Origin of the sequence: Kordiimonas lacus (assembly GCF_001550055.1) — a bacterium.
Taxonomy (GTDB): domain Bacteria; phylum Pseudomonadota; class Alphaproteobacteria; order Sphingomonadales; family Kordiimonadaceae; genus Kordiimonas; species Kordiimonas lacus.
On record NZ_LRUA01000003.1, the window covers coordinates 378,013 to 391,269 of the forward strand.

Annotated in this window: 10 protein-coding genes; all 10 read left to right on the plus strand. The window is 59.8% G+C overall.

Translation table 11 applies throughout. The features are described 5' to 3' along the window. Positions 1-88 precede the first annotated feature (88 nt). The 10 genes from KORLAC_RS05130 to KORLAC_RS05170 are packed head-to-tail and all read left to right on the plus strand — an operon-like array spanning position 89 to position 13,257. Complete coding sequence (locus KORLAC_RS05130) at positions 89-2,056, plus strand: phage tail sheath C-terminal domain-containing protein (RefSeq protein ID WP_068303999.1); 1,968 nt, start codon at positions 89-91, stop codon at positions 2,054-2,056. A 28-nt stretch (positions 2,057-2,084) separates the two neighbouring features. Continuing rightward, positions 2,085-2,519 (plus strand): phage tail protein, encoded by a 435-nt coding sequence (locus KORLAC_RS05135; RefSeq protein ID WP_068304003.1) that lies wholly within the window; start codon positions 2,085-2,087, stop codon positions 2,517-2,519. 10 nt (positions 2,520-2,529) lie between these two features. Next, entirely contained in the window at positions 2,530-2,970 is a 441-nt protein-coding gene (locus tag KORLAC_RS05140) for a phage tail protein (protein WP_068304004.1), read from the plus strand. Position 2,971: 1 nt separating this feature from the next. Continuing rightward, the gene (locus KORLAC_RS18865) at positions 2,972-3,133 is read left to right on the plus strand and encodes a DUF5908 family protein (protein WP_160328598.1); all 162 of its coding nucleotides are present in this window, start codon (positions 2,972-2,974) and stop codon (positions 3,131-3,133) included. Then, positions 3,134-3,850: a CIS tube protein gene (locus tag KORLAC_RS05145; protein ID WP_068304007.1), complete on the plus strand. Its 717-nt coding sequence runs from the start codon at positions 3,134-3,136 to the stop codon at positions 3,848-3,850. It begins immediately after the preceding gene. Continuing rightward, positions 3,847-5,598, plus strand: a complete 1,752-nt coding sequence (gene vgrG, locus KORLAC_RS05150) for a type VI secretion system tip protein VgrG (protein ID WP_068304009.1) — start codon at positions 3,847-3,849, stop codon at positions 5,596-5,598. The genes KORLAC_RS05145 and vgrG overlap by 4 nt, the downstream gene beginning before the upstream one ends. 11 nt (positions 5,599-5,609) lie before the next feature. Further along, positions 5,610-5,891, plus strand: a complete 282-nt coding sequence (locus KORLAC_RS05155) for a PAAR domain-containing protein (RefSeq protein ID WP_068304011.1) — start codon at positions 5,610-5,612, stop codon at positions 5,889-5,891. A 3-nt stretch (positions 5,892-5,894) separates the two neighbouring features. Next, entirely contained in the window at positions 5,895-6,326 is a 432-nt protein-coding gene (locus KORLAC_RS05160; protein ID WP_068304015.1) for a GPW/gp25 family protein, read from the plus strand. Continuing rightward, the gene (locus KORLAC_RS05165; RefSeq protein WP_068304017.1) at positions 6,326-9,982 is read left to right on the plus strand and encodes a baseplate J/gp47 family protein; all 3,657 of its coding nucleotides are present in this window, start codon (positions 6,326-6,328) and stop codon (positions 9,980-9,982) included. Before KORLAC_RS05160 ends, KORLAC_RS05165 begins: the two co-directional genes overlap by 1 nt. Beyond that, the gene (locus KORLAC_RS05170; protein WP_068304018.1) at positions 9,979-13,257 is read left to right on the plus strand and encodes a hypothetical protein; all 3,279 of its coding nucleotides are present in this window, start codon (positions 9,979-9,981) and stop codon (positions 13,255-13,257) included. The genes KORLAC_RS05165 and KORLAC_RS05170 overlap by 4 nt, the downstream gene beginning before the upstream one ends.

Genomic DNA, 13,257 nt, shown 5'->3' on the forward strand with positions numbered 1-13,257 from the left:
GTCCCGAGTAACAGCGCACCCGAGCCCATCAGAACCCAAGGCCCAGGTACGGACACAGCAAGCAATCTAAGGCTAGAAAGGGAAAACCATGGCCTATAAAACTCCTGGCGTTTACGTCGAAGAAATCAGCACCCTGCCCGCATCTGTGGCTGAGGTTGAAACCGCCGTGCCAGCCTTCATCGGCTACACGGAATTCGCAACGGACAATGGCGTCCCGATCACGGAGCCCCGACGCATTAAGTCGCTGGTTGAATACCGCAAATATTTTGGTGGCCCGGCGCCAATTTCCGGAATTACCGCCACACTGACGGATACCTATGCCCTCAAGGAAGTCTCAGGCACGCCCAAATACTGCCTGTTTGAAAGCCTGCAGATGTACTACGATAATGGTGGCGGCGACTGTTACATCGTACCCGTGGGCAGGAACACGTCCGGCAGCCCAGCCAAAGCCGATATCAAGGCAGGCCTGAAGAAGCTGGAGAAGGTGGACGAACCCACCCTGATTGTCTTCCCCGATGCCGCTTACCTTAGCTCCACAGACCTCACCAGCCTACAGGTCGCCGCCCTGATGCAATGCGCCAAGCTGGGCGACCGGTTCGCCGTCATGGACATGAAGGAAGACCTGACCAAGGAAGAAACGACTTGGGAAAGCGGCTGGCGCACCGGCAAGGAAGACTTCCGCAAGAATATCGGTATCAACAACCTCAAATACGGCGCGGCCTATACCCCCTGGATCCAGGCGGGGATCGAGCGTTATATCCCCAACGCGCAGCTGACCATCAAGAAGGGCACATCTGCGATCGACCTCACCAGCCTGCCGGGCGCGGACAGCACGCTCGTGTCGCAGGCCATCGTCAGCCTGCAGTCGGCACAAGCAGGCAACAAGAAGGTCAGTGACGTGATCACGGGTGTCGACGCCGCGATCCAGACCAAATATCTCGAGCTAGCAGGCAAAGTGGCTGCGTCCACTACCGCGGCCAATGCGAAGACAAACTTCAAGAACCTGCTCACCTTCCTCGGCAAAATGGTCGGCGCGTTCGAGACATGGGTCACAGTGGACAATTCCGCAAGCAGCAAGCAATTGAGCGGTAACCTGCTTCTTGCTGCCAATGCAGAAATTGAAGACAGCGTTCGCGACAATCTCAAGACTTTGATCGCCTACCATCTGGGTGCTGCGGATGCGGTCATCGGGTTTGCCGATGCGCCGGTTGCGGCCGACTACGACAGCAAGAAGACTGCGCTAGGTGTCACCGGAGCTATCGCCAAAAATGTCGCCATCTTTGACGGCAAGACAGAAGTTGCCGACAAGATAGCCGCGGCAATGCCACATATGGGGGAGCTGTTCAGCAGCCTCCATGGCGCGCTGATGAGCATGGACAATGCAGGCGATATGGCTGAAACGACCGCCGACAAGACCCTTTATGAAGTCTCGTCAAGCTACAAGGCAGTTATTGACGCGGTGCGCGGCAGGCTCAATTGGCTGCCACCAAGTGGCGCGATTGTGGGCATTTATGCCGCGGTCGACCGCAAGCGTGGGGTGTGGAAAGCCCCTGCAAATGTCAGCGTATCGAACGCCGTGCGCCTCAGCTATGCCATCGACCATGGCGAGCAGGAACGCCTGAATGTCGATGTGACAGCTGGCAAATCCATCAACGCCATCCGATCCTTCGCTGGCAAGGGTCTGCTGGTTTGGGGCGCGCGTACGCTCGCGGGCAACGACAATGAATGGCGCTATGTACCGGTCCGCCGCTTCTACAACATGGTTGAGGAGTCGGTGAAGAAATCCACCGGCTGGGTGGTGTTCGAGCCCAACGACAGCGGCACCTGGATCCGCGTGAAGGCGATGATCGACAATTACCTGACCGACCTGTGGCGGCGCGGCGCACTTGCCGGCTCAAAACCCGAGCAGGCCTTCTTTGTCAATGTGGGCCTGGGCACCACGATGACACCCGTCGATATCCTTGAAGGACGCATGATCATTGAGATCGGCATGGCTGCTGTCCGGCCCGCCGAATTCATCATCCTCCGTTTCTCCCACAAACTTCAGGAAGCCTGATCGGGCGCCCTTGGAAAGGTAAAATACAATGGCTGATTATCCACTTCCCGTCTTCCAGTTTTCTGTCCTCTTGAACGGCAGCACTCTTGGCTTCTCTGAGGCCTCGGGGTTGACCGTCGAGGCCCAGCTTCTGGAATATCGCGACGGCATGATGAAGGAATTCTCCACCATCAAGATGCCGGGCCTGAGGAAATATTCCGACATCACGCTGAAGAAAGGCATCATGGTTGATGACAATGGCTTCTTCGAGATGTGGAAAGGCACCGCCGATCTCAGGAATGTGCCGCGCACTGACGTCGTCATCAGCTTGCTGAATGAAAAGCAGGAAGCTGTGATGGTCTGGAACGCGAAAAATGCCTGGGCCATGAAGGTCGAGGGACCAGGCCTGAAAGCCAGCGGCAATGAGGTCGCGATCGAGACAATGGTGCTGGCGCACGAGGGACTGACCATCGAGCTTGGCTAGGAGCTGACTTATGGCTGACGCCTATCCTCTGACTGCCTTCAGCTTCAGCGCCAAGTTCGAACTGGACGGGGCCGGAGACCAGGATATCCGCTTCCAGGAAATATCCGGGCTCACAAGCGAAGTGTCTGTCGAGCAGGTGCAGGAAGGCGGTGAGAACCGCTTCGCCCACCGCCTGCCCGGCAAGGCCAAGTTCCCGGCCCTTGTGCTGAAGCGCGCGGTCCTGACCGACAGCGGCCTGATCGACTGGTTCAAGTCGGCGATCGAGGACCTCGAGATTGAGCCCGTGGGGCTCACCATCTCGCTTCTCGACGAGACTCAGGCGGAGGTGGCCGTGTGGAACTTCGTCAAGGTGTGGCCCACCAAATGGTCCTTCTCGAACCTGAATGCGCAGGCGAATGCGATCGCGGTCGAGACCATCGAGCTCGCTTATCAACGATTTACGAGACTTTGATATGCCCCTTGTTGTCCGAGAATTGGTGATCCGGGCCACCCTGGCCCAGGAAGAGAAGAAACCCGAAGAAGGCGCGGAAAAGCCCGCCGTCAAACGGGAAAGACTGATCAGCGAATGCACGGATCAGGTTCTTGCAATGCTGAACGAGAGGGAAGAACGCTAGATGAGCGGTGAACTGAAAAAGCTTTTCATCGAATCCTTCACCGACGAGAAATTCTCGGGCTCGCCGGTTGCAACCTTCACGACCATGTTCAACCCGGACAATTATTCGGTCAAATATGCGGTCGAATATGAAGAAGACCAAGGCAAGGGCACATCCGCCCTGCCCCAGAAATTCAAGCGTACCAAGCCGATTGACCTGGCCCTTACTTTCATGATCGACGGCACCGGCGCCTCCGAAGACCTGATGGTCGACGGTTCGGAACCCGGCAAGAAAGACGTGATTGACAAGGTCCGGCACTTCCTGTCGGTGGTGTATGAATATGACGGCGAAATCCACCGCCCGCGTTACCTACGCGTGGCGTGGGGCACGCTGCTGTTCAACTGCGTCTTCAAGGGCGCCGATGTCAAATACACCCTGTTCAAGCCGGACGGCAACCCGCTCCGCGCCACCATTTCCGCCTCCTTCTATGGCACCATCGATGACGAGAAGCGCGTGGCGGAAGAGTCTGACAAATCACCCGACCTGACGCGCTATCACACGGTGACGGCGGGTGAGACACTGCCCATCCTCGCGCACAAATATTATGGCGATCCGCGCTATTATATGGCCGTGGCGCGGGTGAATGCGCTCAATGATTTCCGCACCCTGGAGCCCGGCCAGACGCTTCTGTTCCCGCCCATCTCCAAAACCACGACAAGCGCGGGAGGCACGGCATGAATGCTGACGGCCATATCCTGCCGCAACCGGCGGCGGTCGATCTGTCGACCGTGACGATCCTGTCGAACGGCGAAGAGATCGACCTGACACTGCACCTGATTTCCATCACCATCACGCATGAGGTGAACCGCATCCCCACCGCCAAGCTGGTTTTCGCAGACGGCGATGTATCGAAGCAGACATTCGCGGCCAGCAACAAGGACACGTTCGCGCCGGGCGCCGAGATCGAAATCCAGTGCGGCTATCACAGCCAGGAAGAGACGCTCTTCAAGGGGCTGGTGATACGCCACGGCCTCAAAAGCAAATCGGAAGGTTCATCCTTCCTGACCGTTGTGTGCAAGGACCTTGCGGTCAAGATGACCATCGGCCACAACAGCCAGTATTTCTATGACAGCAAGGACAGCGATGTCCTTGAGGAGCTGATCAAGAAACACGGCCTGACAGCGGATGTAGCGGCCACATCCGAAACCCATGAGAGCATCGTCCAGTACCTGTCAACCGACTGGGACTTCCTCCTGATGCGCGCCGAGATGGCGGGTATGCTGGTGTTCGTCGCAGGCGGCACCGTGACGATCAAGAAGCCAGACCCAAGCCAGGCGGCCAAACAGGCGTTTGTCTATGGTTCAACGATCCTAGACTTCGAGGCAGAGCTGGACGCCGAGCAGCAGTATCAGGCCACCAGTACAGCGGGCTGGGACCAGTCCAGCCAGAAGCTGGTGAAGGTGGAAGGCGCCGACCCCGGCTATCCCGAACAGGGCAATGTGAGCGCATCCGACCTCGCGGCCGTGGTGGCCCCCAAGGACTATCACCTGCACCACACAGGCAAGATCACGGAGGGTGAACTGCAAAGCTGGGGCGACAGCCTGATGGCCAGGAGCCGCCTGGCCAAGATCCGTGGCCGCATGACCAGCCAGGGCTTCGCGGGCGTGGGCGTGGGCGATGTGGTCGAACTGCAGGATGTGGGCGAACGCTTCGGCGGCAATGCCTATGTCTCCGCCATCCGGCATGACATCACCCAGGGCAACTGGATCAGCCACTATCAGCTGGGTGTGGACCCCAAATGGTTCAACCGGAAGGTCAAGGCAGAGGCGCCGCTGGCGGGCGGCATGCTGCCTTCAGTTGAGGGCCTCCATATCGGCGTGGTCACATCGATCGACGGCGACCCCGAAGGCGACAACCGCATCCGTGTGCGCTTGCCCACGATCAATGAAAGCGAGGACGGCATCTGGACCCGCATCTGCACACTCGACGCGGGGCCCGAGCGCGGCACGGTCTACCGCCCTGAAATCGACGACGAGGTGATCGTAGGGTTCCTCTATGGCGACCCGCGCCAGGCCGTGATGCTGGGGATGCTGCATTCCTCGAAGAACGCGCCACCCATTGCGCCCGCCGCGGACAATAACCAGAAGGGCTACCAGAGCCGGGCCAAGACACAGCTGTATTTCGATGACGGCAAGCCCGCCTGCCACCTGTCGCTCGATAGCGGCCGCATCATCGAGATGGACGACGAAGCCGGCACCATCGTCTGCAAGGATCCTGACGGCAACACCATCACGCTGGACAGTAGCGGCATCACGCTTGAAAGCCCCAAGGACATCACCCTGAAGGCGCAGGGCGACATCAAGATGGAAGCCATCAACATCGAGGCCAAAGCAAGCGCCCAATTCAAGGCGGACGGCGGCGCGGGAAGTGAACTGACATCGGGTGCCGTGACCACGGTCAAGGGTGCCACGGTGATGATCAACTGAAGGAGAGACTTATGCCTCCAGCCGCACGGGTGGGAGATGTCAGCGTTCATGGCGGCACGCTTATCGGCCCCGGCCAACCGACGGTGCTGATCGGCGGCATGCCAGCGTCTGTCGCCATGGACATGCATGTCTGCCCGATCCCGCCCATCGTCCATCCGCCCACCGTCAGCCCCTTCCCGATGGGCAGCGCCACGGTGCTGATCGGCGGCATGCCGGCGCTTCGGACCACCGATGTGTGCATCTGCGGCGCCATGGCCGCCGTGGGGGAACCAACTGTGATGATCGGGGGCTAGCGCATGAGCATGGACAACAACACCTTTTTCGGACGCGGCTGGGCCTTCCCGCCCACCTTTGACCGCGGACGGGGCGGGGCCGAGATGGTAGAAAAGGAAACCGATATCCGCCAGAGCCTGCATATTCTCCTTACCACCCGGGTGGGCGAACGGCTTCTGGAGCCCCTTTACGGCTGCGACCTGACGCGGTTTCTGTTCGAGCCCATCGACACCACGCTCAAGACCTATATGAGGGAGGTGATCCGCGACGCGATCCTCTATTTCGAGCCCAGGATCAAGCTGAAGGACATCCAGCTTTATGCCGTGCCGAACGAAGGCCGGATCGATATCGAACTCGATTACCTGATCCCCACGGTGAACAGCCGCTTCAACTTTGTGTTCCCCTTCTATCTGCCGTCCGAGGCCGCAAGCCCGCAACTGGGAGCCAGTAGCTGATGAAAGACCCCTGCTGCACACCCCGGCATCCGCTTCTGCGCGACGGCACCAGCCAGGCCGGACGGGCCCCGCTGATGCTCGATCCGAAGAAAGTGGAACTGGACGACCGCAGCCTCGCGGACTTGCTCGCCTGGGCCACAAAGTATGGCAAAGAACTGGTTTTCTATAACAGTAACAACAGGATATCAGGCGACTGGGTCTCGTTCATTGAAGATGACCCCTCCACCCTGATCGCGCTCATCAGCCTCTATGACCACCGCGCCTTCCTGGGGGAATTCCGCGCGCAGGAGGAAACGGTTCTGGCGTTTGAGGGCACCGAGCAGGACCAGTTCGATAGCTTCCGCGCCCTGTGCGGCAAGCTGATTGACCTCGCCGCGCTATTTGACGGCTGGTTCCAGGCTGCATCGCCCGAGCTTGCCGTCTATCATAGCCTCAAAACCACAATTCGGGCGGACCTTGCGCCCGCCATGCACCGGCTGATTGCCTATGACGCTGCCGCCGGGCTTGATCTTGCCTTCACTGACGGCACCAAAAGCATTCTCGGCCTTGATTTCAGCGCACTTAGCGACGCCTCAAGCGTATGGGGCTTCGGCAACCAGGGCCTTGTATCCGGTGTCGGTATCTTCCAGGGCGATGATTTCAAAGAGATGCTCAGCCATGCGGTCGGGCGCATATCGGCGCTTTTCGACACCATGCACCGGGTGCTGGTGCGTACGGTGAACGAAGCCCCGACGCTTCTTGAAGACAGCCTCCGCTGGCCCAAGCACCAGCCGCATATGGCGCTCTATATCGCTTTCCTAAAAATCTTCGGACTTGCCCAGAAATCCTTGAATTCCCTCACGGAAAAGCATCTGAAATATTATTATGAGGAGGTTCTGTGCCTTGCACGCCAACCAAGCGTGCCGGATGAAGCGCATCTTGTCTTCACCCTTGCGGGTAACCAGACCGGTAGCTTCGCCCTTGGGGCCGACACGCGCTTCAAGGCGGGCAAGGACGCGGATGGCAAGGACCTCGTCTACAAGCTCAGCAAAAGCTGCAGCCTGAACCGCGCGAGCGTTGAGGAAATCCGCGCGCTTTATATCGAAGGCGGTGCAAGCGGCACCAGCCTGCACACGTCCCTGGAGGCCGCCTCGAACGATGGCCAGGGCGAGGCGTTCGAGGATGCGGACAAGGTCCAGTGGCTGACCTTCGGGCAGGACAACAGCCGTCCGTCACCCACGCTGGGGCTTGTCATCGCCTCCCCGCTCCTCAGGCTTGGTGAGGGCACGCGAACGATCGCACTGACGGTCGGCCTGCCGCTAGATATCACGCTGCCGGACCTCGACACGCTCAATAACCTGTTCAGCGCCGCCGTCAGCACCGCTGAAGGGTGGCTGGACGCCCCGAAACCGACGGTCGAGCTGGGGGACGCGGAAGACAAGCAACAGCTGCTGTCACTGACCTTCACGATCCCGGCAGACGAGCCGGCAATCGCGGCCTTTGCTTTGGGCACCGAAGATGCGCTTTTTGATACCGAATGGCCGCTCATGAAGCTGGTGGCAGACGGCGGCAAAGTGGCCGAGCAGTTCGCGCTTCTGGCCGCCACACCGCTCCAATCCCTGTCACTCCAGGTGTCGGTCTCAGGCATGCAGAATTTCCTGGTGGAAAATGACCAGGGCCCCGTGCCGTCGAACAAGCCGTTCGCAGCCTTCGGCAGCACACCGCGCCTTGGCAGCCGCCTGTTGATCGGCAGCTGGGAAATGCTGCAGAAACAGCTCTCGAGCTTGACGCTGACCATCGAATGGGACGACCTGCCGAATTTCGCCACTCATTATGCCGGATACGGCGAGACCATCACCAACGCGGGCGTTACCTGCAGTGTCGCCTTCCTCGACAAGACCTCAAGTGGCGGCTGGAAAGATCAGACACCCAAGACCAACACGCTGTTTGTCGTCAATGTGGAGACCAAGGAAACCGACGAAGAAGCCGACAAGGAAACAGCAGGCGGCGAGACCACGGCCTCAAGCACCAGCTTCGAATTGAAGATCGACCCGGTCAGCGGCTGGTCGCGCACGCCGGACCTTGAAACATTCACCAGCTTCGGCAACAGCCTCAATCGCGGCTATGTGCGCGTCACGCTGGACCACACGCTGCTGCATGAGAAATACTTGCAGGTTTATACCACGGCCGCGCTCCAACTGGCGACTGCGTCCCTGCAGCCCTCAAGCGGCAACAATGACGGCCAGGGCAACGATGATGCGGACCCAACCCCCACAGTCACGCTGCCGAACGCGCCCTTTGTACCCCTCGCGAAAACCGTCAAACTTGGCTATACGGCGAGCGACGACTGGGACCTAACAAAGCTCGCGACCGCAGCAGACGTCGGCCAGCTGTTCCACCTGCATCCGTTCGGCCACAGCCCTGTGACAGGCAGCAAGGTCACCCTGCTGCCGGACTATGATTCCGGTGCCCTGCCGGCCTCCACGACCGGGAATGGCGCCACCAAGCAGGCGGGCACACTTTATATCGGCTTCAAGGATATTCCGGCGGTGCAGTCTTCCTTCGCGCTGTCGCTCCTCATGCAAGTGGTCGAAGGCACGGAAGACCCCACCCTGAATGTGCTGCCGACGGTGAATTGGGCCTATCTCGCGGGCGACACATGGGTGGACTTGGAAAAAGACGTCACCTTTGAAGACAACACAGACGGCTTACTCAAGGCTGGCATCATCACTTTCAAGATCGGCGCGGACGCCACCACGAGCCACACGCTGCTGCCATCTGGCATGATGTGGCTGCGCGCCAGCGTGGACCGCGACCCGGCCGGAGTGTGCGACATGGTCAGCCTTCATGCCCAGGCCGCCAAAGTCAAATTCGAAGACCAGAATAACGCGGCCAGTCACCTCTCTGCCGCCCTGCCCAAGGAGACCATTGCAAAGATGGTCAACAAGGACGCCCGCATTTCATCCGTCGCACAGCCATACGCGTCCTTCGGCGGCCAGATGGCAGAACAGGACGATGATTTCTATATCCGTGTCAGCGAGCGGCTCAGGCACAAGGAACGCGCTGTCACCATCTGGGACTATGAACGCCTGGTGCTTGAGCATTTCCCTGACATCTACAAGGTGAAGTGCATCAGCCACGCCACGCACGAACGCGAAATCGCTCCCGGCAACGTGGCCGTGGTGGTGGTGCCCAATGTCCGCAACAAGAATGGGTTCGATCGGTTGAAGCCCTATGCCAGCCAGGCCACACGGCGCGCGATCAAAGCGCTCCTCGGTAAGCGCTCGCCGCACAATATCGCCAGCCGGATCGAAGTGTTGACGCCCGCATTCGAGGAGATCACCACCCACTTTAACGTGGTCTATAACGACCAGGTGGCCGATTTCGACCTGGCGAGCGACCAACTGGCGGAAGACATCGTGCGCTTCCTCTCGCCCTGGGCCTTCAGCGAGGGCCGGGACATCGTGTTCGGCAACAAGATTCACGCCTCCGCCATTGTCGATTTCATCGACGAGCGGCCTTATGTGGATTCCGTCCACAATTTCGTCATGACCCACACGGCGGAAGGCGGCCAGCCCAAACCGGTGATCGAGGCCGAGGCATTGAGCGCGCGGTCCGTGCTCGTCGCAGCCGCCAAGGAACGCCATAAAATCCTGCGCAAAGGAGTATCCTTATGACCATTGTCGACAAAACCGACAAGTGGCAGGAAGCGCGGGAGACCACGATCCCGCGCGGCGAACCCGTAGAGGCGCTTGAGAATGCCTGGTCGCTCAAGGATATCGCGCTTGGCCACATCCGGCGCCTCGCGGGCAAGATATGGACAGACCACAATATCCACGACCCTGGCATCGCGATGCTCGACCTACTGTGCTTCGCCGTCAGCGACCTGGGATTCCGCACCAACTATGAGGTCAAGGACCTGCTTGCCGATGCACCCGACGCCGAAGGAGCGGCGGCGCCGCCACCGCAATTCTTCACTGCGCGCGAGATCCTCACCTGTGCGCCAGTCACGAGCCTCGACTACCGGAAGCTGATGATCGATACGGACGGCGTCAAGAATGCCTGGATCAAACCGGCGAAACACCAGGAAATCCCGCTGTTCCTCGACCGCGAGGGCGACCGGCTCGGCTATGTGCCGCCTGTACTGGGGGGCCGCAACACCGGCCAGGACCAGGATATCCTGATGCGCGGCCTGAACAGTATATTCCTCGAGCTCAGTCGCCAGGTGGAGATCAAGGAAGACCTGAACGACAATTTCCTCCATGCGGCTCTGACGCTAACGATCGGCAGCGGTGCGGCTGCGACCGATTACCCGCTTGATCTGGTGATCGGCTTCGGTGGCCTTTTCGACCCCCGTGAACTCAACCAGGCCAACCCGGCGCTTTATAAGCTGCAGCCAGACAACAAGGTCCACCAGCAGAAATATATCATCTATCAGGCCGATTGGTCGCCCGCCCATATGGACGCCCTGTTCCGCACCAGCGACAGTTTCAAGGTCACGACCGTACGGCCCGCCTTCGCGTGGCTCGAGAAAGACGTGATGGTGCCGTTGATGCTTGAGTTCACCAAAGGCGCAGACACCATCATCGCAGGGCTGTGCCTCCATTTCACCCACACGGGCAAGCTGAATCTCGGGGCCAAGGCGGTGCGGGAAGCACTCGCCAAGACGATACGGGCCAAGCGCGAAACCTGGCTGAAGGCCCTGATGCAGCGGCACCAGCGCAAGCTGATCCGCCGCTTCGAGATCGTCGAGGCCACCATCGCGCGCCTCCAGGCCAACCGGGCCGTGTGCGAGGACTATGCGAATATCTTCGGCATGAAGGTGGAGCAGATTGGCCTCTGCATCGACATTGAACTGGACCCCGCCGCCGACACGGAGACGGTCTATAGCGCCATCCGTTTCGAGGTGGAGCAGTTCCTATCACCCGACATCCAGTTCCGGACGCTTGAGCACCTGCTGGATGACGGCATCGACCCCACAGAGATATTCGAGGGTCCGGCGCTCGACCATGGCTTTATCGACCCCCAAGGCCTGATGAGGGACGCCTGGCCGGATGAGATCAACAGCTCTGACATCATCAATATCCTGATGGACATCGACGGCATCGTGGCAGTGCGCGATCTGATGATGTCCAGCTATATAGACGGCGCGGTGCGCAAGCACAGCCAGCGCTGGTCGCTGGAGCTGATCAATGACGAACGCCATGTGCCGCGCCTGTCGCTCGACCGCTCCAAGATTAATTTCTACAAGGGCTATGTGCCCTGCGCCATAGACCGGGCAGAGGCAGACCTTCTGTATGAAGAGGCGCTTGCGAAACGGGAACGCAACCGCCTGGCCGCGGATGTCTATGACATTGAGCCCCCTGAGGGTACCTACCGGGCGCTCGATGGCTATACCTCAATCCAGAGCCACTTTCCGCTGAATTTTGGCATCGGCCATGAAGGGCTCGCCGCGTCGGAAAGCGACGAGCGCAAGGCACAGGCTTTGCAGCTGAAGGCCTATCTGATGTTCTTCGACCAGATGATGGCCAACTATCTGGCGCAGCTTAGCCAGGTGAAGAACATCCTCAGCATCAATGGCGACAGCGAGGCCTCCTTCTTCGTTGGCCCTGTCTATCACGCGCCGAACATCGCGACGCTGATCCGCGACTTCATGGAAAATGACGGCGCGAGCCTTGATCTTTCAGACACGGAGGCCGTAGCGCTGGCCTGGACCGCCTATGTGGCGAACGACCCGAACACCGGGTACCGCGATAACCTGATCGCCATCAGTGACACGGAAGCACGCTACCTGAAAAGACAAAACAGGCTCCTGGATCACCTGCTGGCGCGCTTTGCAGAACAGTTCACGGACTATGCGCTCCTTCTGTACACCCTTGAAGGGCGCCGCCGCGCGGACAAGGACCTGATCGAGGACAAGCGCACGTACCTCAAGGAATATCCCGCCATCTCAAGCGGCCGCAGCCTCGGCTTCGACTATTTCGACCCGGCCCGTCACTGGAAGCCCGACAATATCTCTGGCCTCGCCTACCGGACCGCGCGGCTTGTGGGCATCCCACCACGCGGTGACCGGGCGCTGGCGCCCGGCTCGGGTGACGAGGTGGTATTTACCAAGGACGGTGCGGCTTGGTTGTTCGAACTGACGGTTCCAACCGAGGGTGCGGCCCCACCGCTGGTGATCAAAAGCGAGAAAGACCCAGTCCGCAACCCGACGAAAGCGGCAGCCCAGCGCACCTACTATGACCTGATCCGCATCATCACCGAAGATGTCTATGCCTATTTCCCGCCTAAAGAAGACGGCACGCACATCCTTTATTTCCTCAACAGCGAGGGTGAGCAGCTCGCGGCCTGCACAGAGGTGTTCGCAAGCGAAGACGCGGCGCGGGCGGCGCTTGAGACCATCCTCGCCTTCATCGACGCCACCTATTTCCTTGAGGGCATGCATGTGATCGAGCATATCCTTTTGAGGCCACTCACCAAGAATGCCGACCTTCTGGGAACCAGCAGCGGCTATGAATGCACGCTCCCGGCCGAGATCGCGGACCCATACAGCTATCGCGCGACCGTGGTGGTGCCTGCGCTCGCGCAGCGCTTCCGCAACCGCGACATGCGGCGCCTTGTGGAAACCACGCTCCGCCTTGAGGCCCCGGCCCATATCTCGCTCAAGATCTGCTGGATCGACCATAACCAGATGCGCGATGTCGAGGCCGCCATGAAGGCCTGGACGGCCGCCAAAGTCGGCGTCGCGCCGGACCTTGATGTGCTCACGAGCAAACAGAATGCGCTTCTGGCGGTCCTCAGGGACCTGACGAGCATATACCCCGTGGCGACGCTGCATGACTGCGAAGACCCGGACGACACGCTGAACCCTGTGGTTCTCGACCATACCGCAATCGGCACCTTCACCGAAAAAACCAATGACGGCACCGATCCCGTCTCCGATGGCGACTGA